The sequence below is a fragment of the Amycolatopsis sp. NPDC058278 genome (genome assembly GCF_042881395.1).
Lineage (GTDB): Bacteria > Actinomycetota > Actinomycetes > Mycobacteriales > Pseudonocardiaceae > Amycolatopsis.
Genome location: NZ_JBHVXZ010000050.1, coordinates 24,544 through 47,273, shown reverse-complemented (window position 1 = coordinate 47,273; position 22,730 = coordinate 24,544). Strand labels below are relative to the sequence as shown.

21 protein-coding genes are annotated in these 22,730 nt (G+C 71.5%); 13 read left to right on the top strand and 8 right to left on the bottom strand.

What is annotated here, in order from left to right:
- The first annotated feature begins 17 nt into the window (after positions 1–17).
- The 4 genes from ACFVYA_RS25440 to purE are packed head-to-tail and all read left to right on the top strand — an operon-like array spanning position 18 to position 4,299.
- Positions 18–1,367, top strand: coding sequence for a glycosyltransferase 87 family protein (locus ACFVYA_RS25440; RefSeq protein ID WP_285988364.1), 1,350 nt, complete (start codon positions 18–20; stop codon positions 1,365–1,367).
- Complete coding sequence (locus ACFVYA_RS25435; protein ID WP_387048447.1) at positions 1,342–2,589, top strand: glycosyltransferase 87 family protein; 1,248 nt, start codon at positions 1,342–1,344, stop codon at positions 2,587–2,589. The genes ACFVYA_RS25440 and ACFVYA_RS25435 overlap by 26 nt, the downstream gene beginning before the upstream one ends.
- Before the next feature lie 13 nt (positions 2,590–2,602).
- A complete protein-coding gene (locus ACFVYA_RS25430) occupies positions 2,603–3,787 on the top strand; it encodes a 5-(carboxyamino)imidazole ribonucleotide synthase (protein ID WP_387048446.1) in 1,185 nt (394 codons plus the stop codon).
- Between the two features lie 14 nt (positions 3,788–3,801).
- A complete protein-coding gene (gene purE, locus ACFVYA_RS25425) occupies positions 3,802–4,299 on the top strand; it encodes a 5-(carboxyamino)imidazole ribonucleotide mutase (RefSeq protein WP_387048444.1) in 498 nt (165 codons plus the stop codon).
- Positions 4,300–4,458: 159 nt separating this feature from the next.
- Here the strand turns inward: purE and ACFVYA_RS25420 are convergent, their stop codons facing one another.
- The gene (locus ACFVYA_RS25420; protein ID WP_387048442.1) at positions 4,459–6,132 is read right to left on the bottom strand and encodes a class I adenylate-forming enzyme family protein; all 1,674 of its coding nucleotides are present in this window, start codon (positions 6,130–6,132) and stop codon (positions 4,459–4,461) included.
- Between the two features lie 106 nt (positions 6,133–6,238).
- On the opposite strand from ACFVYA_RS25420, the gene ACFVYA_RS25415 reads away from it, so the two are divergent.
- Positions 6,239–7,396 (top strand): acyl-CoA dehydrogenase family protein, encoded by a 1,158-nt coding sequence (locus ACFVYA_RS25415; RefSeq protein WP_285988371.1) that lies wholly within the window; start codon positions 6,239–6,241, stop codon positions 7,394–7,396.
- On the opposite strand, the gene ACFVYA_RS25410 is transcribed toward ACFVYA_RS25415, so the two are convergent.
- The gene (locus ACFVYA_RS25410) at positions 7,386–8,240 is read right to left on the bottom strand and encodes a helix-turn-helix domain-containing protein (RefSeq protein ID WP_387048441.1); all 855 of its coding nucleotides are present in this window, start codon (positions 8,238–8,240) and stop codon (positions 7,386–7,388) included. The genes ACFVYA_RS25415 and ACFVYA_RS25410 overlap by 11 nt on opposite strands.
- 147 nt (positions 8,241–8,387) lie before the next feature.
- On the opposite strand from ACFVYA_RS25410, the gene ACFVYA_RS25405 reads away from it, so the two are divergent.
- The 3 genes from ACFVYA_RS25405 to ACFVYA_RS25395 all read left to right on the top strand — a co-directional run bounded on the left by ACFVYA_RS25405 (position 8,388) and on the right by ACFVYA_RS25395 (position 10,831).
- On the top strand, positions 8,388–9,302 hold the full coding sequence (locus ACFVYA_RS25405) for an alpha/beta hydrolase (RefSeq protein WP_387048439.1): 915 nt from the start codon (positions 8,388–8,390) through the stop codon (positions 9,300–9,302).
- 105 nt (positions 9,303–9,407) lie between these two features.
- Complete coding sequence (locus ACFVYA_RS25400) at positions 9,408–10,337, top strand: esterase/lipase family protein (RefSeq protein WP_387048437.1); 930 nt, start codon at positions 9,408–9,410, stop codon at positions 10,335–10,337.
- Between the two features lie 68 nt (positions 10,338–10,405).
- Positions 10,406–10,831, top strand: coding sequence for a hypothetical protein (locus tag ACFVYA_RS25395; protein ID WP_013222910.1), 426 nt, complete (start codon positions 10,406–10,408; stop codon positions 10,829–10,831).
- Between the two features lie 7 nt (positions 10,832–10,838).
- Here ACFVYA_RS25395 and ACFVYA_RS25390 read toward each other — a convergent pair whose 3' ends face one another.
- Positions 10,839–11,066, bottom strand: coding sequence for a hypothetical protein (locus ACFVYA_RS25390; protein ID WP_387048435.1), 228 nt, complete (start codon positions 11,064–11,066; stop codon positions 10,839–10,841).
- Between the two features lie 113 nt (positions 11,067–11,179).
- Here ACFVYA_RS25390 and ACFVYA_RS25385 point away from each other — a divergent pair, with 113 nt between their 5' ends.
- Together ACFVYA_RS25385 and ACFVYA_RS25380 are read left to right on the top strand one after the other, a co-directional pair.
- The gene (locus ACFVYA_RS25385) at positions 11,180–11,995 is read left to right on the top strand and encodes a DUF1206 domain-containing protein (protein ID WP_387048433.1); all 816 of its coding nucleotides are present in this window, start codon (positions 11,180–11,182) and stop codon (positions 11,993–11,995) included.
- Positions 11,996–12,109: 114 nt separating this feature from the next.
- On the top strand, positions 12,110–12,550 hold the full coding sequence (locus ACFVYA_RS25380) for a DoxX family protein (RefSeq protein ID WP_387048432.1): 441 nt from the start codon (positions 12,110–12,112) through the stop codon (positions 12,548–12,550).
- A gap of 48 nt (positions 12,551–12,598) precedes the next feature.
- Here ACFVYA_RS25380 and ACFVYA_RS25375 read toward each other — a convergent pair whose 3' ends face one another.
- Positions 12,599–13,303: a TIGR03089 family protein gene (locus ACFVYA_RS25375; protein WP_387048430.1), complete on the bottom strand. Its 705-nt coding sequence runs from the start codon at positions 13,301–13,303 to the stop codon at positions 12,599–12,601.
- Between the two features lie 108 nt (positions 13,304–13,411).
- Between ACFVYA_RS25375 and ACFVYA_RS25370 the strand changes: the two genes are divergently transcribed.
- Complete coding sequence (locus ACFVYA_RS25370; protein WP_387048428.1) at positions 13,412–14,248, top strand: NAD(P)H-binding protein; 837 nt, start codon at positions 13,412–13,414, stop codon at positions 14,246–14,248.
- Here the strand turns inward: ACFVYA_RS25370 and ACFVYA_RS25365 are convergent.
- Together ACFVYA_RS25365 and ACFVYA_RS25360 are read right to left on the bottom strand one after the other, a co-directional pair.
- On the bottom strand, positions 14,241–15,554 hold the full coding sequence (locus ACFVYA_RS25365) for an LCP family protein (RefSeq protein ID WP_387048426.1): 1,314 nt from the start codon (positions 15,552–15,554) through the stop codon (positions 14,241–14,243). The two genes, ACFVYA_RS25370 and ACFVYA_RS25365, sit on opposite strands and share 8 nt — an antisense overlap.
- 37 nt (positions 15,555–15,591) lie before the next feature.
- Positions 15,592–17,121 (bottom strand): LCP family protein, encoded by a 1,530-nt coding sequence (locus ACFVYA_RS25360; protein ID WP_387048424.1) that lies wholly within the window; start codon positions 17,119–17,121, stop codon positions 15,592–15,594.
- 139 nt (positions 17,122–17,260) lie between these two features.
- Between ACFVYA_RS25360 and rfbB the strand changes: the two genes are divergently transcribed.
- Positions 17,261–18,250 (top strand): dTDP-glucose 4,6-dehydratase, encoded by a 990-nt coding sequence (gene rfbB, locus ACFVYA_RS25355; protein ID WP_285988382.1) that lies wholly within the window; start codon positions 17,261–17,263, stop codon positions 18,248–18,250.
- Positions 18,251–18,255: 5 nt separating this feature from the next.
- Positions 18,256–19,161: a dTDP-4-dehydrorhamnose reductase gene (gene rfbD / locus ACFVYA_RS25350; RefSeq protein WP_387048422.1), complete on the top strand. Its 906-nt coding sequence runs from the start codon at positions 18,256–18,258 to the stop codon at positions 19,159–19,161.
- Here the strand turns inward: rfbD and ACFVYA_RS25345 are convergent.
- Together ACFVYA_RS25345 and ACFVYA_RS25340 are read right to left on the bottom strand one after the other, a co-directional pair.
- Complete coding sequence (locus tag ACFVYA_RS25345) at positions 19,147–20,232, bottom strand: glycosyltransferase family 4 protein (RefSeq protein WP_387048420.1); 1,086 nt, start codon at positions 20,230–20,232, stop codon at positions 19,147–19,149. The two genes, rfbD and ACFVYA_RS25345, sit on opposite strands and share 15 nt — an antisense overlap.
- Positions 20,225–22,726 (bottom strand): glycosyltransferase, encoded by a 2,502-nt coding sequence (locus ACFVYA_RS25340; RefSeq protein ID WP_387048418.1) that lies wholly within the window; start codon positions 22,724–22,726, stop codon positions 20,225–20,227. Before ACFVYA_RS25340 ends, ACFVYA_RS25345 begins: the two co-directional genes overlap by 8 nt.
- Positions 22,727–22,730 lie beyond the last annotated feature (4 nt).

The window sequence follows — 22,730 nt, the reverse complement described above, 5'->3', positions numbered from 1 at the left end:
CATGATTTCCTGGTGCGGTGACCCGGACCGTATCCACCGACGTCGACGGCGAAGTCGCGGCCAGATCCCAGCACCGCCTGGCCCTGCGGAAGTCACTCGCCCGCCTGTCCGTCCGCCCGCGGTCGATCCTGATCCTGTCGGTGATTCCGCTGGTCGCGATCGGGTACGGCATCTACGGCTGGCAGCACGACTGGGTGCTCGGCGTCGACAGCGCGGTCTACCGGGCGGGCGCGCTGTCGCTGCTGCACGGCGACTCGCTCTACGACGCCAACACCCTGCCCGACGAGCCGTGGTGGGCGCTGCTGCCGTTCACCTACCCACCGACGGCGGCGCTCATCTTCATCCCGCTCGCCGCGTTCCCGACGCAGATCTCCTGGGGCCTGATCACCGCCGTCTCGCTGGGGGCGATGGCGCTGTCGATCCGGATCGCGATCGGCGCGCTGCCGCGGCCCGCGGCCGACGGCCCGCGCTGGTGGGCCTCGCCCGCCCGCTCGACCATCGTGTTCTTCCTGGTCCTCCTCGCACTCGAGCCGGTGTGGCGGACGATCTTCCTCGGCCAGATCAACCTGATCCTGATGGCCATGATCCTGCTGGACATGCTGGTCATCGGCACCCGGGGGAGCCGCTGGGGCGGGGTGCTGGTCGGGGTCGCGGCGGCGATCAAGCTGACGCCGCTGGTGTTCCTCGGGCACCTCTTCATCACCGGCCGCCGCAAGGACGCGATCCGCGGGTTCGCGACGTTCGTGCTGCTCCAGGGCTTGATGTTCCTGATCAACGCCCATGACGCGGCCAAGTACTGGACCGTCACGCTGCCGGACACCGGCCGGATCGGGCCGGTGCACTGGGCGGGCAACCAGTCGCTGAACGCGCTGATGAACCGGGCCACCGACCTCGCGCCGTGGGCGTCGAAGGCGGCGATGGGCATCGGGTTCCTGCTCGCGATCCCGGCGCTGTGGCTGCTGATCCGCTTCCACCGCAAGGGCCAGGCGCTGGCCGCGCTGCTCGTCACCGCGTTCTGGACACTGCTGATGTCGCCGATCTCGTGGACCCACCACTGGGTGTGGGTGATCCCGCTGATCGTGCTGCTGGTCTCGCGGCTGCCCAAGACCACCCCGAAGACGGCGTGGAAGCGCTGGGTCGGCACCGGGCTGGTCGCGTTCGTGTTCGTCAGCTGCGTGCTGCTGATCCTGCCGAACGGCCGCAACGTCGAGCTGCACTGGAAGGTGTGGCAGAACGTCCTGGGAGACGCCTACATCCTGATGCCGGTCGTGCTGGCGTTCGCCCTCGCGTTGCGCTGGGGCCTGCAGCGGCGGGCGCGGAAGAAGGTCGCTGCGGACGAGCATGTCGACGTCGCGACCGGCGTCTGAGGCGCGCGCCGGCCGCTTTCTCGCCGGCGGTCTCGCGCTGCTCGTGCTGGCTTTCGGCGTGGTCGTCTGGCTGGCCGGGTGGCACCTCGGCGCGGACAGCGCCGTGTACCGCGCGGGCGCGTTGACACTGCTGCACGGCGACCCGCTCTACACACGGGACGTGCTGACCGCCCTGCCGGACTGGGTGCGGCTGCCGTTCACCTACACCCCGGCCGCCGCGCCGCTGTTCCTGCCGCTCGCCCTGGTGCCATCCGGCCTGGTGTGGGGCGTGATCGGGTTTTTGTCGGTGGTCGGTCTTATGGTCGTGATCACGGTGGTTTCGTCGTCGCCGGGGGGCACACCGCTTCTGGGAAGAAGCTGGTGGGCGCTGCCGGCGGGAACGGCCATCGCGCTGGCGCTGGAACCGGTGTGGAAGACGCTGTTCCTGGGCCAGATCAACTTGATACTGATGGCGTTCGTGGTGCTGGACGTCCTGGTGCTCTCGCTGCGTGGCAGTGCTGATGGGCCCTCGGCGGGAAAGCGTGCCTCGGGCCGGCGGTGGGCGGGCGTGCTGATCGGCGTGGCGGCGGCGATCAAGCTGACCCCGCTGATCTTCGTGCCGCACCTGTTCTTCACGGGCCGGTGGAAGGACGGGCTGCGGGCCCTGGGCACGTTCGCGGCGCTCGAAGCGGCGATGTTCGCGGTCATCCCGGTCGACGCGGTGCGGTTCTGGCGGGATTCGGCGACCGACCCGAGCCGGGTCGGGTCGGTGCACTGGATCTTCAACCAGTCGCTCAACGGGCTGGTCAACCGGGCCTCGGCGCTGGCTCCCTGGTCGCTGGCGGTGGCGGCCGGGGTGGCGGCGGTGCTCGCCGTGCCGGCGGTGTGGCTGGTCGTGCGGCTGCACCGGCGCGGTGAAGACGCGGCCGCACTGCTGGTGACGGCGTTCTACGGGTTGTTGCTGTCGCCCGTGTCGTGGTCGCACCACTGGGTCTGGTGCGTGCCGTTGCTCACGCTGCTGCTGGTGAAGGCGCGGTGGTGGGCCGCGGCGGCGGTCGCGCTGCTGTTCGCGTCGCAGATCGTGATGCTCGTGCCCAACGGCGGCGACACGGAGTTCGGCTGGGGCCTGGGCTGGTCGGTCCTGGGCAACGCGTACGTGCTCGCGGCGGCCGCGGGGATCCTCGGCCTCGCGGCGCGTGAGCTACGTCTGGTCCGGCGGTCACCGCAGGTGGTCACCGTCTAGTCTGATCGGCGCTATGGACAAACACACCGGTCTGCCCGTCGTGGGCATGGTGGGCGGCGGCCAGCTGGCCCGGATGACCCACCAGGCGGCGATCTCCCTCGGCCAGTCCCTGCGCGTGCTCGCCGCGGGCGAAAACGAAGCCGCGGGGCTCGTCGCCGGCGACGTCACGCTGGGGCACCACACCGACCTCGACGCGCTGCGGAAGTTCGCGGCCTCGGTCGACGTGCTCACCTTCGACCACGAGCACGTGCCGGGTGAGCACCTGCTGACGCTGGCGACGGAGGGGCACGTCATCCGGCCGGCGGCGACCGCGCTGGGGTTCGCGCAGAACAAGCTCGTGATGCGCGAGATGATGGCGGGCCTCGGCGTGCCCGGGCCGGCGTTCGCCGAGGTGTCCACTGTGGACGACGTGGTGGCGTTCGGTGGCGAGCACGGCTGGCCGGTGGTGCTCAAGGCGTCGACCGGCGGGTACGACGGCCGCGGCGTCTGGATGCTCGACACCGCGCAGCACGCGCGGGAGACCGTGCCGGAGCTGCTGGCCGCGGGCACGGCGCTGCTGGTGGAGGCGAAGGTGGCGATGCGGCGGGAGCTGTCCGCGCTCGTCGCCCGCTCGCCCTTCGGCCAGGGCGCGGCGTACCCGGTGGTCGAGACGGTGCAGACCGGCGGGATCAACACCGAGGTCCTCGCCCCGGCGCCGGGGCTCGACGACTCGCGGGTGCACGAGGCCCAGGACCTGGCGCTGCGGATCGCGGCGACGCTGGACGTCACCGGGCTGCTCGCGGTCGAGCTGTTCGAGACCGACACCGGGCTGCTGGTGAACGAGCTGGCGATGCGCCCGCACAACTCCGGGCACTGGACCATGGACGGCGCGCGCACGTCGCAGTTCGAGCAGCACCTGCGGGCGGTGCTCGACTACCCGCTGGGCCGGACCGACCTGGTCGCGCCCGCGTGCGTGTCGGCGAACGTGCTGGGCGCGCCGGAGCTGCCGGAGATGGGCCCGGACGAGCGGCTGCACCACCTGTTCGCGCGGTACCCGGAGGCCCGGGTGCACCTGTACGGCAAGCAGGAGCGGCCGGGCCGCAAGCTCGGGCACGTCAACTTCACCGGCGAGCGCATGGAGGACCTGCGCAACCGCGCGCTGCTGTCGGCGCATTGGCTGTCCCACGCCGTCTGGCTCGACGGCTACGAAATCCACTGACGGGAGAGGTCGGTATGGCGCCGCAGGTGGGCGTGATCATGGGCAGCGACTCGGACTGGCCGACGCTGGAAGCGGCGGGCGCGGCCCTGGACGAGTTCGGCGTCGAGTACGAGGTCGGCGTCTACTCGGCGCACCGCACCCCGCAGCGCATGCTGGACTACGCGACGTCGGCGGCGTCGCGCGGCCTTCGCGTGATCATCGCGGGGGCGGGTGGCGCGGCCCACCTGCCCGGCATGGTGGCGTCGGCGACGGTGCTGCCGGTGATCGGCGTCCCGGTCCCGCTGAAGTACCTGGACGGCCTGGATTCCCTGCTGTCGATCGTCCAGATGCCGGCGGGCGTCCCGGTGGCCACGGTCTCGGTGGGCGGCGCCCGCAACGCGGGTCTCCTGGCGGTCCGCATCCTGGCGGCGTCCGACGAGGGCCTGCGCGCGAAGATGGCGGAGTTCCAGGCGGATCTGGAGAAGCTGGTCCTGGACAAGGACGCGGCGCTGCGCGAGAAGACGGGGCACTGACCGGTCCGTTCGCGGCGTCCGGGCATCGAGTACTCCTACCGCGGTGACAAGCACACCCTCGTCGTGCTGCCCGCCTTCGCGACCACCCCACCGGGTCGAGTACACCATGCGCATCGACTGCCTCGCCCAGCCCGCGAGCTGCCGGTCCGAGCCCACGTTCTAGTCGAGCTCACCGATCAGCTGCTGCCGCAGCTCGCGCTTCAGCACCTTCCCCGCCGCGGACACCGGGATCTGCTCGACCACGTGCACCTCCCGCAACCGCTTGTACGGCACCACCTTCTCGTTGACCGCGGCCATCAGGCCGTCGGCGTCCAGCGAGCCGCGGGGCACCACGAACGCCACCGGCAGCTCGCCGACTTCCGGGTCGGGGCGGCCGACCACCGCGGCCGCCGCGACGCCCGGCATCGTGATGAGCAGCTCCTCGAGCTCGCGTGGGAAGACGTTGTAACCCTTGTACAGCAGCATGTCCTTCTTGCGATCCACAATGGACAGGTAGCCGTCCGGGTCGAGGATGCCGATGTCGCCCGTGTGCAGCCAGCCATTCACCAAGGCCGCCGCCGTCTCCTCGGGGCGGTTGCGGTAGCCGAGCATGATCTGCGGCCCGCGCAGGCAGACCTCGCCCTTCTCGCCCGGCGGCAGCGGGTCCTCGCCGCCCTCCGCCGGGACGACCTTGACCTCCGTGTCGAAGATCGGCAGGCCGACCGAGCCGACCTTGCGCGTGCCCGACCGGTACGTCGGTGAGATCACCGCGCCCATCGTCGCCTCGGTGAGGCCGTAGCCCTCGGTGACCACCACGTCCGGGAAGCGCTTGCGCAGCGCGTTGATCATCGCGTGGTTCATCGGCGCCGCACCCGAACCGATCGAGCGGACCGACGACAGGTCGGCGGTGTGGAACGACGGCGTCGCGAGCAGGGCCGCGAACAGCGCCGGCGCGCCGCCGATGCCGGTGATGCGGAGCCGCTCGGCGTCGGCGACGTACGCCGCCGGGTCGAAGCGCGTGTGCAGGACCATCGACGTCCCGGCGATCACCGCCGCGTTGAGGCCGCCGATGATGCCCATCGCGTGGAACCACGGCGTCAGGTTGATCGCGACACCGGTGCCCAGGCGGGACGGCCACTCGTCCTCGCTGCCGATCTGGTCGATCGTGACGTCGCCGCGCTCGTCGAGCGCCGGGACCGAGCCGGTGCCCCAGCAGGCGTGCTGCAGCGTGTTGACCACGACGTTGCGGTGCGACAGCCGTACGCCCTTGGACCGGCCGGTGGTGCCACCCGTGTAGGCGAGGTGGGCGAGGTCCTCGTGGATGTCGAGATCCACGGCCGGGGGCGTCTCCGGCTGCGAGGCGTGGAACGCCTCGAACTCGACGGCGTTCTCGGGCAGGCCGGCGACCGGCTGGACGACGACGGTGAACCGCGCCGGGATCCGGTCGGCGACGCTCGCCAGTGCCCCGGCGACCGGGCCGAACGTCACCACGGCGGCCGCCTCGCAGTCGGCGAGCTGGAAGGCGAGGTCGTCCGGCGGGAGCAGCGGGTTCGCCGGGCTGAAGGTGGCCCCGGCCAGCAGGGTGCCGTAGTAGGCGACCGGGAAGGCCAGGCAGTTCGGCAGGTGCAGCGCCACGACGTCGCCGCGGCCGATGCCGCGTTCGCGCAGGGCGTTGGCGAACCGGCAGGCGGCTCGGTGGGTCTCGGCGAAGGTGAGACTGCCGCCGTCGTGGGCGAAGGCGGTCCGGTCGCCCCAGCGCGCGGCACCGGCCGCCAGGATCGAAGCGACGGGGACTTCGGGGTAGTCGAGGGAGGCGGGCAGACCGGGCGGCGTCGTCGGCGCGGTGATCGGCATCACCCGACCATACGAATTCTGCGGTCAACGCCACAAGGACGACGCAGGTGAACGAGCGCTAACATCGACGGATCCCCTCCCGACGTTGCAGAGAAGGTGACCGGAAGTGACCGACGGCCTGTACCAGCTTGCCGAGGAGCACGAGGAGCTGCGGGCTGCGGTCCGGGCCCTGGCCGAGAAGGAGATCGCGCCGTACGCGGCGGAGGTCGACGAGAACGAGCGCTACCCGATCGAGGCGTACAACGCCCTGGTCAAGTCGGGTTTCAACGCCGTGCACATCGGTGAGGAGTACGACGGGCAGGGTGCCGACGCCGTCGGCGCCTGCATCGTGATCGAAGAGGTCGCGCGGGTCGACGCTTCCGCGTCGCTGATCCCGGCGGTCAACAAGCTGGGTACGCAGCCGATCATCCTGTCGGCTTCGGAGGGCCTGAAGAAGCTGGTGCTGCCTTCGATCGCGTCGGGGGAGGCGTCGGCTTCGTACGCGCTCTCGGAGCGTGAGGCCGGGTCGGACACGGCGTCGATGCGGGCGCGGGCTCGGCTCGATGGTGACCACTGGGTGCTGAACGGGACCAAGTGCTGGATCACCAATGCGGGTGAATCTTCCTGGTACACGGTGATGGCTGTCACCGATCCTGATGCCGAGAAGAAGGCCAACGGGATTTCGGCTTTTGTCGTGCACAAGGATGACCCCGGGTTCTCCGTGGGGCCGAAGGAGAAGAAGCTCGGGATCAAGGGGTCGCCGACCCGGGAGATCTATTTCGAGAACTGCACCATTCCCGAGGACCGGATCATCGGCGAGCCCGGGACCGGTCTCAAGACGGCGCTGCGGACGCTTGATCACACCCGGCCGACGATCGGTGCTCAGGCGCTAGGCATTGCGCAGGGGGCGCTCGATGCTGCAATTGCTTACGTGAAGGATCGCAAGCAGTTCGGTAAGTCGATCGCCGAGTTCCAGGGCGTGCAGTTCATGCTCGCCGAGATGGGGACGAAGATCGAGGCTGCTCGGCACCTGGTCTACGCCTCGGCCGCGGCTTCGGAGCGAGGGGACAAGCGGGCCGGGTTCATGGCTTCCGCTGCCAAGACCTATGCGTCCGACATCGCCATGGAGGTGACCACGGACGCGGTTCAGCTCTTCGGTGGGGCCGGGTATACGCGGGACTTCCCGGTCGAGCGGATGATGCGGGACGCCAAGATCACGCAGATCTACGAAGGCACCAACCAGATTCAGAAGGTGGTCATGGCCCGGGCTCTGCTCAAGGGCTGATTCTCTCCGCGGCCCATGACGTGAGGATCAGCAGGGCGTCGTGGGACGGGGTGCCCGGCTCGGCGGTCAGGACCATCAGACGCTGGCCCGAGCCGTCCGGGCTGGCCCACGTGTCGCAGTCCAGGGTCAGCTTGCCCACCCGGGGGTGGCGGTAGCGCTTGGTTCCGTACGTTGCGCTGTTGACGTGGTGTTCCGCCCACCACGTGCGGAAGTCCGGGTCCTGTACCGACAGGTCGCCGACCAGGCGGGACAGGTCGGGGTCGCCGGCGTCGGCCGCCGCCTCCATGCGGAGGGCTGCTACCGCTTCGCGAGCGTCGTGCTCCCAGTTGTCGTGCAGCTCCCGGACCGCCGGGTTCGTGAACAGCAAGCGCAGGTAGTTGCGCTTGTCCGCGGGGATGACCTCGAAGTCCGTGAAGAGGGCCGTGGCCGCCGGGTTCCAGGCCAGGATGTCCAGGCGCTTGCCGAGGACCAGCGCCGGGGTTGCGGTGAGCTGGGCGAGCAGCCTGCGCATCGCGGGACGCAGGCGCTGTGGGGGACGGCGCCTCCGGGGGAGGGCGTCGGCTCGGCCGGCCAGCTCGTGGAGGTAGCGCTGCTGGTCGTCGTCCAGGCGCAGGGCGCGGGCCAGGGTGATCAGCACCGGCGCGGACGCCCGGACCCGGCCCTGCTCCAGGCGGGTGTAGTAATCCACGCTGATCGAGGCGAGCCGGGCGACCTCTTCACGGCGCAGGCCGGTGACCCTGCGGGCGGTCTCCGGCTCGGGCAAACCGCAGTCCCGCGGGGTCAGCTGGGACCGGCGGGCCTTGAGGAACGCTCCCAGCGCCCGGGGATCGGAGTCCGGCGTCATGGTCTCCAGTGTCCCGGCGCCTCGGTGGCCGCGGGCGGGTGAAGGGGGGCAAGTTCTTTCCCCGGCAGAAACCTGTCTCTCCCGCCCGGGCCGAATCCGACGGAATGTGGTGGAGCACCAGCACCCACCGTCTCGAGGAGAGCCCCCATGGCCACCACCACCGTCGGTTTCGACAGCGCCGGCATCCCGCTCGCCGCCCACCTCCACACCCCGGACACGCCCGCTTCCGGGCCGCGGCCGGCACTGGTCGTCGGGCATCCCGGCACCGGCGTCAAGGAGCAGACCGCCGGCACCTACGCGCGGCTGATGGCCGAACGCGGCTTCGTCACGCTCGCCTTCGACGCCGCCTACCAGGGTGAGTCCGGCGGCCTGCCCCGCGGGCTGGAAGACCCCGCCCAGCGCGTGGAGGACTTCAAGGCCGCCGTCTCCTTCCTCGCCACCCGCGAGGAGGTCGACGCCGAGCGCATCGGCCTGCTCGGCATCTGTGCCTCCGGTGGCTATTCGCTCGCGGCCACCGGGGGTGACCACCGCGTCAAGGCCGTGGCCACCGTCTCCGGGGTCGATGTGGCCCGGCAGTTCCGCTACGGCGCCGACGGCACCCAGGACCCGGCCGTCTTCCGGCACCTCCTCGAGCTCGCCGCCCAGGCCCGGAGCGCCGCCGCGCGCGGCGAGGATCCCGGGGCCATGGCCGTGTTCCCCGAGACCGCCGCGGAGGCCGGTGCGCTCGGCGGGCAGCACGGCGTCGAGGGCTTCGAGTACTACCGCACCCCGCGGGGCGAGCACGAACGCTCCGCGAAGTTCCTCGCCTGGCCGAGTGTCGACAAGCTGGCCTCGTTCGACGCCTTCCACGCCGTCCCGCTCATCGCCCCGCGCCCGCTGCTCCAGGTCGTCGGCACGCGCGCCGTCACGTCCTGGATGGCCGTCGAGGTGCACCAGCGCGCCGCCGGGCCCATGGAGCTCCACTGGATCGAAGGTGCGAGCCACGTCGACCTCTACGACAAGAAGGAGTACATCGACTCCGCCGTCGAGAAGCTCGCCGCCTACTTCGGCGCGGCGCTCTGACGCGCCGGAGGAAATTCACTCACCAGGGGGAGGTTCGAACAAGTTACTCGCGCGTTAAACCCTCGGTGACGCGGGTCACCATCGGTTCACAGAGAGGTGAAGCGGATGGGCGCAACGACGCGCAGGTGGCTCACGGCCGCCGCGGCCGCGGTGGCGGCACTCGTACTGGGGGCGGGGACCGGCCAAGCGGCGGAACGAGAACCCACCGGACCCGTTCAGCCCACCATCCTCACCGCCGCGCTGTATTCGCTCGGGGCGCCCACCATCGCGCCGGCCGGGGCCAACGACTGGGGCTGCAAGCCCTCCGACCGGCATCCGAATCCCGTCCTCCTCTCCAACGGGACCACCGCCAACGCCTACGAGAACTGGGCCAACCTCTCCCGGAAGCTCGCCGACGCCGGGTACTGCGTCTTCGCCGGGAACTTCGGCGGTGCGCCCGGCTCCTTCCTGCAGACCGTCGGGCCCGTGGCCGACACCGCGAAAGCGCTTGCCGCCTTCGGGGATCGGGTCCTCGCGGCCACCGGGGCGGCGAAGCTCGACGTCGTCGGGCACTCGCAGGGCGGGATGAACGTCCGGTACTGGATCAAGTACCTCGGCGGCGCCGGCAAGATCAGCCGGCTGGTCGGGCTGTCGCCGTCCAACCACGGGACGGATCTCTTCGGCCTGTTGAGCACCCTCGAGCGGATCCCCGGAGTGCCGGCCGCGCTCGGGACCGTCTGCCAGTCCTGCAACGAGCAGGCCGTCGGCTCGGCCTTCCTCACCGACCTCAACGCCGGTGGGGAAACCGTGCCCGGCATCCAGTACACCGTCATCCAGACCCGCTACGACGACGTCGTGACGCCGTACACCAGCGCCTTCCTCGAAGCCGCGCCCAACGTGAAGAACATCCTGCTCCAGAACGTCTGCGGGCTCGACTTCACCGACCACCTCGGCATCACCTACGACCCCGTCGCCCAGGGACTGGTGCTCAACGCGCTCGATCCCGCGCACGCGAAGACGCCGCCCTGCGTGTTCGTGCCGCCCGTCATCGGCTGAGTTTCGCCACATGAGACATAACCCACCGCCGGGGCGGATTTCCGCTCCGGCGGTGTCACTCTCGAAGCATGTATTGGCCGGTTCCGGCGTCCTGGACGCCCCACGACGAAGCCGAGCTGGTCGCCGGCTGGCGGCTGTGGCTCGAGCTGTCCGATCGCGCCTGGCCGACCGCCGCCTGGGACGGGACCCCGGCCGGCGCCGTCCGCCAGCTGCGTGACCTGCTCGCCGCGTGCGACGAGATCGAGACCGCCTACCGCGCGGCCGCAGACGCGCCGTCGCCCGGGTTCCTGAGCCTGACGCAGGGGCTCGCCGTCACGGCGGGCTCGGCCATCTCGCTGTGGTTCGACGACTTCGACCAGCTCGACGGCGAGCGCGCGGCGCTGCTGCACGAAGACCTCACCCGGTTCGCCGAGCAGGCGGAACAGGTGCTGACGCTGCTCGCGGTCAACGGCGGCTGGGCCGGCCTCGACGAGGTGCGGCGCCGCCCCGCCTGAGACCCGGTCAGCGTCGGATCGGTGCCGCCTCCCTCGACGGGCAGGAACCGCAGGCCGCCGAGGACATCGTCCAGCCGAGCTCGACGACGGTGTCGACCTCCTCCCGGTCCTCGACCAGGTGCGTGACCTCCCGGCCCTCGACCGACCACTCACCGCCGACGGTCAGGTGCAGCCGGGCGGCCAGCACGCCCGGCGCCGGGAGGCGGCGAACCGCGCTGCTCGCAGGAGTCCACATGCGACGGCCGGTAGCCGGGCGGTCGCGGATCCGGTTCCGCTCATCCCAACGCCGCAACGACGTTGCCCCACTCGGCCCAACCGATCATGAAGCTGACTGGGTACCTAGAAGGCATGAACCGGACAGAGGCCACCGCCGAACGAGGCGAGAAGAGCAACACCGCACAACTGCTCGGCCGGGCCGGCATGGCCTGCTACGGCGTCGTACACCTGGTCCTCGCCTACCTCGCCCTGCAAGTCGCCTTCGGCGACAGCGAGCAGGCCGACCAGAAGGGGGCGCTGGAGCAGATCGGCTCGACGGCGTTCGGGCAGATCCTGCTCTGGATCGTCGCCATCGGCCTGGTCCTCTTCGGGCTGTGGCAGTTCCTGATGGCCGCCACCGGCTACGAGTGGGTCAGTGGCGGCAAGCGGACGCGCAAGCGGATCGGCGCCGCCGCCCGCGGTGTCGTCGTCCTCGTGCTCGGCTTCACCGCCTTCCGGCTCGCCACCGGCAGCAGCAGCGGCGGGTCGAGCAGCCAGAAGCAGCAGGAGTTCACCGGCAAGCTGCTGTCGCTGCCGGCCGGGCCGGCCCTGGTGGTCCTCGTCGCGGCGGGCATCCTGGGCGTCGCGATCGCCGCCGGCGTCAAGGGTGCGAAGCAGAAGTTCCTCGAAGACCTCAACACGACCGAGCTGCCGAGTAAGTCGCGCCGCTGGGTCGGCTGGCTGGGCACCACCGGCTACCTCGCCAAGGGCGTCGTGCTCGCCGTCGTCGCGGTCCTGCTGGCCATCGCCGGGTTCAACGCCGACGCGCACAAGGCGGGCGGCCTGGACGCCGCGCTCAAGACGCTCGCCGCCCAGCCCTTCGGCACCGTGCTGCTGACCGTGGTGGCCCTGGGGCTCGCCGCGTTCGGGGCCTACTGCTTCCCGGCCGCCTGGGCGCACAAGCGCTGAGAAGGTGCCTGTCGGTTTCCTGTCGATCACCGTCCGGAGCTTCGGATCGAGGTGCTCGGTGCCCTACTTTGGGTCGGGTCAGTTGAATATTCACCTACCCGGGAGCTGAAACCGATGTTCGGACGATTCAAGGACGTGGCCCTGTTGCTGGGGAGGATCGGCGTCGCGGTCGTCTTCCTCGCGCACGGGCTCCAGAAGTGGAACAACGGCATCGACGGCACGGCGAAGTTCTTCGCGATGACGGGCATCCCGCTGCCCACGGCCGCCGCGGTCTTCGCGATGACCGTCGAAATCCTCGGCTCGGTCGCCTTCATCATCGGCTTCCTGCTGCCGCTCGTCGGCATCGGCTACGTCGTCATCTCGGTCGGTGCGCTCCTTTCGGTGCACATCGACAACGGCCTGACCGGCCAGGGCGGCTACGAGCTGGTTCTGGTGCTGGCGCTCGCCGGGCTCGCCCTGGGCTTCAACGGTGGCCGGCTCTCGCTCGACCACCTGCTGTGGGGCCGCAAGCGTGCCCGTCGCGACGCCGAGGTCGGCGAACTGCAGGACGCCTGACCCCGTGAGAAGTGTGAAGGCCACCTCGCCGAGGTGGCCTTCACGCTGTCATGCCGGGAGGTCCGCCGTGGTGCGTTCCGCGTCACGGCGGGAGGCGAGTTTCGCCGGATCCGCGTTGCTGACGTGGACCAGGTGGGCGCCCGCGGCCAGGGGGACGAGCAGGCCGTCGAGGATGCCCTCCGGTCCGCTCCAGTCCCGGGTCGACAGCACCCGGTCGGCCGCGGTGAGGCCGAGTTTCGCGGCGCGGGCCCTGGCTTCGGCCAGCACCTCGTCCACAGTGGACTCGAAGAGCGCGGCCGTGGTGCCCGGGATCGGGAAGAGCGGGCGGTACTGGTCGCCCGCCAGCCGCGACTCGGTCAGGTAGTCGAAAGCGCCGCCGCCCGGCGGCTCGGCGAGGCCGCGGCCCATCGGGTCCAGCGTCACGACGGCGGTGGCCGCCGCGCCGGTCGGTTCCGGGTCGTCCGGCCCGACGAACGCCACCCGCGCGCCGGCGCCGTCGGACACGACCCGCGCCCCGCACCACCACGCCCCGAGTAGCACGCCGGCGGTCTGCCAGTGCGCCGGGAGCTGTACCGCCACGGCGTCACCGGGCTCGACGTCGAACTCCTCGGTCAGCCAGTTGGCCGTCTTCGCCGCCCAGTTGGCGGTGGTCGCGACGGACAGCTCGACGCGGCTGCCGAGCTGGTCGTCGTAGTGGGTGATCAACGGTTGGGCGGCCGGCAGCGGGCGCAGCAGCTCGTCGGTCAGGCTCATGGGGACAAGGCTAAAGCGCGGACCGCGCGCGGCGCCGGTTGACACCGGATGATCGACCTCAGTACCTTTGCTTTGAAAGCAAATTCATCTCGGAAGCTGGGGAGCACCATGACCATTCTCGTCACCGGGGCCACCGGACACGTCGGGCGCGCGGTCGTCGACGCGCTCGTCGCCGCAGGTCAGGACGTCCGCGCGTCGAGCCGGGACGCCGCGAAGCTCGACGTTCCGGACGGCGTCGCGAAGGTGAGCGCGGACCTGGAGGACGCCTCGACGCTGGAGCCCGCGCTCGACGGCGTCTCCGCGGCCTTCTTGTACACGCGGCCACAGGGCATCGAAGGATTCGTGAAGGCGGCCGAAGCGGCCGGCGTGCGGAACGTCGTCCTGCTGTCGTCGGCCGCGACGCTCGAACCGGACGCCGCACAGAGCCGGATCGCGGGCCTGCACCGCGCGGTCGAGCAGGCCTTGGCCGCGGGATCGTTCGCTTCCACGGCGCTGAACCCGGGCGCCTTCGCGACGAACACGCTGGCCTGGCGCGCGGACATCGCGGAAGGCGTGGTCCGCACGGCGTACCCGGACTCGCGGACCGGGTCGATCCACGAGCGGGACATCGCCGACGTCGCGGCCCGGATCCTGATCGACGGCTCACACGACGGGAAGTCGCTCGCGCTGACCGGCCCGGAGCCGATCTCGTTCCGCGAGCAGGCCGCGGTGCTCGCGGACGTCCTCGGCCGGCCGCTGCGGGTCGAAGAACTGACGAAGGAGCAGACGATCGAGCGCATGCTGGCGCTGGGCTGGCCGGCGGATGTGCCGGCGTCGGTCCTCGGGGCCTGGGAGCGGACGTTGCGAGAGCCGTCGGTGGTGACGGACGTGGTGCGCGAGGTGACCGGTCACGCGCCGCGGACGTACCGGCAGTGGGCGGAGGACCACCGCGCCGACTTCAGTTGACGCAGGGAACTCCGGGCGAGTCCCGGAGCAGCGGCGCCGCGGCGGGGGCGGCGCCGCTGCCCGAGCCGCCGCCGGCCGCGGAGGTGGGGACCGCGGCCGAGCTGCCGCCGGGTGCCTGGGCCGCGGCCGGCGCCGGGCGGCCCGCCAGGCCGGCGACGAACTCGCGGACCGCCTTCAGATCGACCTGCACGATGCTCTGCCCGTCCGCGCTCCGGCCGTTCGCCGTCACCACCGGGATCGTCGCGAACGCCAGGTCACCCGAGGCGATCCCCCTGGCCTGCTGCGCGAACTGCAGCAGGTCGAGGCCCGGGTCCAGCGTCAACGACCGGTGCACCGCGTCCATCAGGTCGTTCAGCGTGCCCGGGCTGGCCAGGGTGCCCGCCGAAAGCAGCTGGTGCAGTGCCGAGGACAGGAACGCCTGCTGCCGCACGATCCGGTCGAGGTCGCCGCGCGGCAGGTTCTTCCGCTGCCGGACGAACGACAACGCCTCGCCGCCCGAGACCGTCTGCTCGCCGCGGCGGAAGTTCGCGCCCGAATCCTTGTCCTCGGTCGCGTGGTTCAAGCACACCTTGACGCCGCCGAGCGCCTCGGTCAGCAGGTAGAAGCCCAGCAGGTTGATCTCCGCGTAGTGGTCGATCCGCACCTGCGTCAGGTCCTGCACCGCCTGCACCAGCACCCGGCGGCCCTCGGTGTCGGAGTCGCGCTCGATCTTCGCCTGGTCGCGCTCGCCCTGCCCGCGCAACGCCTGCGCGAAGTGGGCCTTCGCGATGCCGTACGCCGAGTTGATCTTCGCCTCGCCACGGCCCGGGATGGCCGTCCACGTGTCGCGCGGGATCGAGACCGCCGACGGCTTGCCGCCGTTCTTCGGCACCCGCAGCACGATCATCGTGTCCGTGTTCACCGCGCCGTCGTTGGCCTCGGTGCGCAGCTGCCGGAGCACCCGCGCCGGCAACGCGTTGCCCTGGGCGTCCGTGCGCGCGTCGCTGCCGACGAGCAGGATGTCGTCCGCGCCGTCGTCCGCGGGCGGCGGCGCGGGCTCGCCGGCCCGCGGGGTGAGCGCGTCGGTCGTCGGGACCGTGCTCTGCAGCTGGTCCTTGGTGACGTAGACGTAGCCGCTGGCACCGAGCGCGAGCAGCGACACCAGGCCGACCGCGACCCGGCGGCTCGCCCGGCCCACGCGCCGCATCCGCGACGGCGCCGGCGGTGAACCCGCAGCCTGCCGCGGAAACGGCGACGGCTTCCAGTCGTCGTCGCCCTGCGTTACCGGCTCGGCCGTAGCCTCCGGTTCTTCCTGCTCGTCTGCCACGCTGGCCTACCTCCCCCGAACACCCTGCGTACGCAGTCTAGTTGACGCAGGGAACGTCGCCCGCCGTGATCGGCGGTGCGGCGGGGGTGGAAGAAACCGCCGGCGGCTTGACCGCGGTCGACGTCGGCGCGCCACCGGCGCCGGCGGCCGAGTTCCGCACGTCCTTGCCCAGGAGCACGCGCACGTGCCCGGCCGGGACGTCCCGGTCCGGCTCGGCCTGCACCCCGGTGCCCAGCGCCTGCTTGACCAGGCCCAGCGCGGTGTCGTCGGCCGGGTTGTACCGGACGACCGTGGTGTTCCGGGCGCCCAGCCGCTGGTCGGCGGCGAGGGTGAAGCCCTTGCCCTGCAGCATCGTGTGCGTCTGGCCGGCCAGCGACGGCGAGCCCGAGCCGTCGAACAGTTCGACCGTGACGGCGTTCGCGCCGGGCAGCTGCGTCGACGTCGGGGCCGCCGGGGTGCTGCCGTCCGACGTCAGCCGCGCCACCTCCGCCGCCACCTGGGCCGGGTCGACGCGCAGCACGTCGGCGCCGCCGATGTTCGCGTTGCCCAGGGTGGGGATGGTGTGGAACTCGATGTTGCCGCCGGTCAGGCCGCGCATCTGCGCGGCGAACTCCGTCAGGTCCCAGCCCTGCGACAGCACGACGGACTTCTTCACGGCCGTCACCAGGTCGGCGATCTTCACCGGGCTGGTCAGCACGTCGGTCGAGATCACCTTGCGGGCCAGGCCGGAGAGGAACGCCTGCTGGCGGGCGATCCGGTCGAGGTCGTAGTTGGGCAGGCCGTAACGCTGGCGGACGAAGGCGAGCGCCTGCACGCCTTCGATCGTCTGGCGGCCACCCGGCAGGTCGACGCCGGACTTCGTTTCCTTGACCGGGCCCTTGAGGCAGACCTCGACGCCGCCGATGGACTTGGTGATCTCGTAGAAGCTCGCCAGGTTGACCTCGGCGTAGCGGTCGATCATGCCCGGCTTGCCGATGAACTTCTCGAGCGTGGCGATGAGGTTCTTCCGCCCGGCGACCTTCGCCTGCGCGTCGGCTTCCTTGAGGTCGGTCATGCCCTGGCGCTGCAACGCGCGGTAAGTGTCCGTGTACGCGTAGACGAACGCGCTGTTCAGCTTGTGCTTGCCGAAGCCACCGGCCAGTTCCACCCACGAGTCGCGGGGGAACGAGACCGCGATCGCGTGCTTCCCGTTCTGCGGGATGTGCACGAGGATCATCGTGTCGGTGTTCAGTTCGCCGTCGGAGACGCCGGCGTGCAGCATGTCCAGCACCTCGCGCGGCAGCGGGTTGCCCTGCGCGTCGGTGCGGCTGTCCTGCCCGACCAGGAGGATGTCGACCGCGCCGTCGAGCGGCTTCGCGTGCGCCTCGGTGTCGGCGAAGACGTTCGTGGTGGTCAGACCGGTGTTGGGGTCGCCGATGAACTGCCAGCCGTACCAGGTCAGGGCCAGGACGACCACCGACAGCAGGGAAACCACGACCTTGCCGCCGCGGCGGGCGAAGACCGCGGCACCGCGGCTGGTGTCCTGCCTCGGGCGTGCCGGGATGATCGGCGCAGCCTGTTCGGTCACGCGCTTCCTCCCCTGTGACCCCGTGCTTCCCCCAGGACACCAGCGTGTCTCCCACCAAGACTCTACTGAGGGTGTTGTGGGACCTCCGTAGGCTGGGGGGCGGATTGCCCCGTCCGGGGGTGTGAGGAAAGGCGGGAAGATGCGGGTCCTGGTCACCGGTGGTGCCGGCTTCATCGGGTCGCACTACGTCCGGCAGGTGCTGACCGGCGCCTACCCGGCGTTGGGCGACGCCGAGGTGGTCGTGCTGGACAAACTCACGTACGCGGGCAACGAGGCCAACCTGGCCCCGGTCGCCGCCGACCCGCGGCTCAAGTTCGTCCGCGGCGACATCTGCGACACGGCGCTGGTCACCGAGGTGATGACGGGCGTGGACCTCGTCGTGCACTTCGCGGCGGAGTCCCATGTGGACCGATCGATCCTCGGCTCGGCCGACTTCGTGCTGACGAACGTGCTCGGCACGCAGAACCTGCTGCAGGCGGCCCTGGAAGCCGGCGTCGGCAAGTTCGTGCACGTGTCCACCGACGAGGTGTACGGCTCGATCGAGCACGGTTCGTGGACCGAAGACCACCTGCTGGAGCCGAATTCGCCGTATTCGGCGTCGAAGGCGTCGTCCGACCTGGTGGCCCGGTCGTTCTTCCGCACCCACGGGCTGCCGGTGTGCATCACCCGGTGCTCCAACAACTACGGTCCGTACCAGTTCCCGGAAAAGGTCATCCCGCTGTTCGTAACCAGCCTGCTCGACGGGGGGAAGGTGCCGCTCTACGGCGACGGGCTCAACGTCCGTGACTGGCTGCACGTGGACGACCACTGCCACGGCATCCAGCTGGTCGCCGACGGCGGGCGGCCGGGCGAGATCTACAACATCGGCGGCGGTACCGAGCTGACCAACCGTTCGCTGACGGAGAAGCTGCTGGAGGCGGTCGGCGCGAGCTGGGACAGCGTCGAGCCGGTCGAGGACCGCAAGGGCCACGACCGCCGGTATTCGGTGGACATCACGAAGATCAGCCGGGAGCTGGGGTACGCTCCGCGCGTCTCCTTCGAGGACGGTCTCGCCGCTACTGTGGCGTGGTACCGGGACAATCGCGCGTGGTGGGAGCCGCTGGCCGGGCGGGCCGCGCTGAAGAAATAGAGGAAGTGCTCGTGCCGCTGACGGTGCTTGTGCCCGGGGGTTCCGGGCAGCTCGGCCGGGATCTCGCCGCGCTGGCGTCCCCTTCGGTGGACGTCGTGGCTCCGGGCTCGGCCGAGCTGGACGTGACGCAGACGGGCCAGGTGCTGGCCGCGGTGGGGGCGTTGGCCGAACGCGCGCGGGAAACGGGTTCAGCGCCGGTGGTCGTCAATGCGGCGGCGTACACGGGGGTCGACGCGGCGGAAACCGACGAGGAGCGCGCGTTCGCCGTGAACGCCGACGGGCCGCGGGTGCTCGCGGCGGCGTGCGCGTCCCGGCGGGTGCCGCTGATCCACGTCTCGACGGACTACGTGTTCCCGGGCGACGCTGCCACGCCGTACGAGCCGGCGGACGAGCTGGGCCCGCGTTCGGCGTACGGCCGCACGAAGGCGGCGGGCGAGGACGCGGTGCTCGGCTCGGGGGCGTCGTCGTGGGTGGTGCGGACGGCCTGGCTGTACGGCAAGTCGGGGTCGAACTTCGTGAAGACCATGGCCGCCCTGGAGTCTTCCCGGGACACGTTGTCCGTTGTGGACGATCAGGTCGGCGGTCCTACGTGGACGGCCGACCTGGCTGCGGCCCTGCTCGAGCTGGCATCCCGGGTGGCGGCGGGCGAGGGGCCGTCACAGCGGATCCTGCACTGCACGAACGCGGGTTCGGTGAGCTGGTGCGGGTTCGCGCGCGCGGTCTTCGCGCACCTGGGGGCGGACCCGTCCCGGGTCCGGCCGTGCACGACGGCGGAGTTCCCCCGTCCGGCGGTGCGTCCGGCGTACTCGGTGCTGTCCCCGGCCTCGTGGCTGGCGGCGGGGCTGACCCCGATGCGGTCGTGGGAAGAGGCACTGGCCGCCTACTTCGCCGCGGGGTCAGTGACGCCCTGAGGCCAGCCGGTAGGCGCCCACCGTCAGCTCCGCGCACGTGCGCCACGTGAAGTTCGCCGCGTGCGCTCGCCTCGACGCCGAGGTCGCCACCGCGTGCGGGTCCGTCACCGCCGTCCGCAACGCCTCCGCCAGGCCGTCCACGTCGCCGTACGGGACCAGGCTGGCGCATTCGCCCGCCACCTCGCGCAGCGCCGGGATGTCCGTGCAGACCACCGGGACGTCCGAGGCCATCGCCTCCAGCACCGGCAGCCCGAACCCCTCGTCGCGCGAGGGCAGCACCAGTGCCAACGCGCCCGCCACCACCGTCCGCAAGTCCACATCGGACAGGTAGCCGGTCTGGCACCGCCGCGCGCCACGGGGGAACGGACCCGGGCCCGCGAACACCAGGTCCGGCAGGTCCGGTGCCGAGTCGTGGGCCCTGGCCAGCCAGTCCAGGCCCTTCCGCGGCCCCGCGGCGCCGGCGAACAGCAGGTACCGGGCCGGCAGCCCGAGCCGCGCCCGGCGCTCGTCGTCCGGCGGGCGGGCCGTGAACCACGCCGGGTTCACGCCCAGCGGCGTCACCACGATCTTGTCGCGGGCGACGTCGAGGCGCTCCGCCACCGCGTCCGCGACCGCCGCGGTCGGGGTGCAGATGACGTTCGCCCGGCGCGCGCCGCGGCGGACCAGGGCCGGGAGGTCCTTGTCGCTCGGGGCGAGCTCTTCCGGGTTGTCCAAGAAGGCCAGGTCGTGGATCGTCACCACGCCCGCCGCGCGGAAGCGGCCCGGCAGCACGAAGTTCGTGCCGTGCACCACGTCCGTCGGGCCGGCGAACACCTCGACCGGGGGGAAGTCCGAACGCAGCCACGCCATCCGAAGCAGCCGCGCCGCCACCGGCATCCCGCGGGCGCGGGCGCCGTACGGGAGCACGTGCCGCAGCCGCCGCCAGCCGCGCAGCGTGAACGCCACCGCGCGGGTGTCGACCTCCGGGATCGACACCAGCTCTTCGATCAGCGCGGACGTGTACCGGCCGATCCCGGTGCGCGCGCCGAGCAGCGGGGTGCCGTCGAGGAGGACGCTCAGTGACCTAGCCACGGCGGAGCCGTTGCTTCGCGACCTTCAAAACCCGGCCACCGACGCGCCGCGCCAGCTCGCCGGGACCGCCCGCGTCGAGGTACTCGCGGATCAGGTCCACGTCCCGCCGCAGCATGGCCCGGCCGCGGACCGGCGGCGTCGTCACCAGGTCCGCCGACCCGGGCAGCCGGTCGGCCGCCGGCCGCGGGTCGCGGCAGAACTCCACCAGCGGCTTCAGCGCCTCGGGCCACGCGAACCGCTGCGCGACGACGGCGAGCCGCTCGACACAGCCCGCGGCGAACTCCTCGTCGTACAACGCCTTTTCGAGCGCGTCGGCCAACGCGGCGTCGTCTTCGGCCGGGACGACGACGCCGAGCTTCTCCGCCCGGACCAGGTCGGCGAACGCGTCGCCGTCGGTGGTGACGATCGGCAGCCCCGCCCACAGGTAGTCCAGCACGCGGGTGCGGAAGGCGAACGTCGTCTCGACGTGCTCGTAGTGCGTGGTGACGCCGCAGTTCGCGTCGAGCAGCCAGTTCTGGCGCTCGTGGTAGGGCACCCACTGCTCGTTGAAGTAGACGTGCTTGCCGGTCAGCCCCAGCGAATCCGCCAGCCGGATCGTCCGCGCGCCGATGTCCATCTCGGCGACCTCGGGGTTCGGGTGCTTCATGCCGAGGAACACCAGCCGGACGTCGCCGCGGCGGCGGCGCAGCTTGTCGATCGCGCGGACCAGCGTCAGCGGGTCGAACCAGCTGTACACCCCGCCCGCCCACAGCACGACGTGGTCGGTGCCGCCGATGCCCAGCGACGAGCGCAGCCCCGGCCCGGTGCGCACCGGCGGTTCCGGCGGCAGGCCGAAGGGAACGACCGCGAGCAGCGACTGCGTCGTCGGGTCGGCGTCGTAGAGCCGCGGTGAAAGCCGGCCCATCGCGGCGAGGTGCCCCAGCCAGAAGTGCCGCTGCCGCTCGGACGCGCAGAGGAAGAAGTCACCGCGTTCGAGCTGGGCGTCGAGGACGCGGGTGACGCCGGCGAGGTCGGCCGTGCGCTGGTCGTCGGCCACGCCCTTGCCCTGTTCCAGCAGCTCCAGGTGCATCGGGTCGTACAGGTCGGCGACGACGATCTTGCCGCTGTGCTGTTTCTTCAGCGACGGCGCCAGCTCAAGCACGTGACCCTGCAGGACGACGACGTCGGCCCAGGCGATCGGCGCGTCCAGCTCGCGGTGCTTGCCCGCGCTCACCCGGAACGGTGCCGGCGGCGGCGTCGCGAGGGGGTTCGTGGTGATGAGGTGGACGTCGTGCTCCGCGGCGAGCGCGAGGGCGATGTTCCAGGCGCGGATCGCCGGGCCCGCCATCCGCTCGGTGAGCGCGTCGCCGGTGAGCACCAGGATCTTCCGGCGCTGCCCGAAGGCCTTCTCGATGCCGAACGCCTCGACGAGGATGTCGTGCGCGGCCAGGTAGCGCGGCAGCGGGTAGGCGGGCTCCAAAGCCTTGCGCAGCAAGGGAAGCAGGTCGGCGTCGGTGCGGACGCGGGCCGCCTGCTCGACCGCGCGGGACGCGGCCAGCGAGGGCAGCTGCTCGACGAACTGGTCGATGGCCAGCAGCCCGGCGAGCGTGGTGCGGGGGATGGCGACGTCGCCGGACTCGATCGGGCCGACGCCGTGTTCGAGGTCGAGCTGGGTCGCGTCGAGCTCGCCGCGCGCGGTGGCCCGGCGCACCGCCAGGGCGAGCGCCGCGGGCAGCGCGCGGGCCAGGGTCTCGTCGGAGAGGTTCTTGTACAGCGCGGCCAGGGCGTTGCGCTCCAGCAGGAACGTCTCGCGGCCGGTCTCGGGTGCGTCGACCGACGCCATCGTGCCGTGGTGGCGGTGATAGGTCAGCGACTCCGGGACGTACCGGACGCGCCAGCCGCGCAGGTTGAGCCGCCAGCCGAGGTCGACGTCCTCGTAGAACATGAAGAACCGCTCGTCGAAGCCGCCGAGCTCGGCGAACACGCTCGCCCGGACGAACATCGCGGAGCCGGTGCCGAACAGGACGTCCTTGGCGACCTCGTGCTCGGCGGCCGGGACGTCGGCCAGCGGCGAGCCGGCGTGGCGCTTGTAGCCCATGCCGAACCAGGTCAGCCCGCCGTCGACGAAGTCGGTGCCGGTGCCATCCCAGTCGAGGACCTTGCTGGCCACGGCGGCGACGCGGGGCTGGGCGCGCAGCTCGGCGACGGCGGCGGAGACCCAGCCGGGTGCCGGGCGGGCGTCGTTGTTGAGGAAGCCGAGGACGGTGCCCTTCGCGTGCTTCGCGCCGAGGTTGCAGCCGCCCGCGAACCCGGTGTTGCGGCCGGCCTCGACGACCTGGGCCTGGGGGACGGCTTCGCGGATGCGCGCGGCTTCGTCCGAGTTGTCGACGCAGATCAGCTCGAGCTCGGGGTAGTCGTGCTCGGCGAGCGCGCGCAGGCAGGTGATCGTGTCGTCGGCGCCGTGGTAGTTCACCACGATCACCGAGACGAGCGGTTGCGGATCCCCCTGCGCCAAAGCC

Excerpts from the sequence above, each read along its gene's own strand:
- ACFVYA_RS25410 (WP_387048441.1), bottom strand. The coding sequence starts at position 8,240 with ATGACGCCGGACTCCGATCCCCGGGCGCTGGGAGCGTTCCTCAAGGCC.
- ACFVYA_RS25375 (WP_387048430.1), bottom strand. The coding sequence starts at position 13,303 with ATGAGCCTGACCGACGAGCTGCTGCGCCCGCTGCCGGCCGCCCAACCG.
- ACFVYA_RS25430 (WP_387048446.1), top strand. The coding sequence starts at position 2,603 with ATGGACAAACACACCGGTCTGCCCGTCGTGGGCATGGTGGGCGGCGGC.
- ACFVYA_RS25420 (WP_387048442.1), bottom strand. The coding sequence starts at position 6,132 with ATGCCGATCACCGCGCCGACGACGCCGCCCGGTCTGCCCGCCTCCCTC.
- ACFVYA_RS25385 (WP_387048433.1), top strand. The coding sequence starts at position 11,180 with ATGAACCGGACAGAGGCCACCGCCGAACGAGGCGAGAAGAGCAACACC.
- purE (WP_387048444.1), top strand. The coding sequence starts at position 3,802 with ATGGCGCCGCAGGTGGGCGTGATCATGGGCAGCGACTCGGACTGGCCG.
- ACFVYA_RS25405 (WP_387048439.1), top strand. The coding sequence starts at position 8,388 with ATGGCCACCACCACCGTCGGTTTCGACAGCGCCGGCATCCCGCTCGCC.
- ACFVYA_RS25390 (WP_387048435.1), bottom strand. The coding sequence starts at position 11,066 with ATGTGGACTCCTGCGAGCAGCGCGGTTCGCCGCCTCCCGGCGCCGGGC.
- rfbB (WP_285988382.1), top strand. The coding sequence starts at position 17,261 with ATGCGGGTCCTGGTCACCGGTGGTGCCGGCTTCATCGGGTCGCACTAC.
- ACFVYA_RS25395 (WP_013222910.1), top strand. The coding sequence starts at position 10,406 with ATGTATTGGCCGGTTCCGGCGTCCTGGACGCCCCACGACGAAGCCGAG.
- ACFVYA_RS25400 (WP_387048437.1), top strand. The coding sequence starts at position 9,408 with ATGGGCGCAACGACGCGCAGGTGGCTCACGGCCGCCGCGGCCGCGGTG.
- ACFVYA_RS25370 (WP_387048428.1), top strand. The coding sequence starts at position 13,412 with ATGACCATTCTCGTCACCGGGGCCACCGGACACGTCGGGCGCGCGGTC.
- ACFVYA_RS25380 (WP_387048432.1), top strand. The coding sequence starts at position 12,110 with ATGTTCGGACGATTCAAGGACGTGGCCCTGTTGCTGGGGAGGATCGGC.
- ACFVYA_RS25435 (WP_387048447.1), top strand. The coding sequence starts at position 1,342 with ATGTCGACGTCGCGACCGGCGTCTGAGGCGCGCGCCGGCCGCTTTCTC.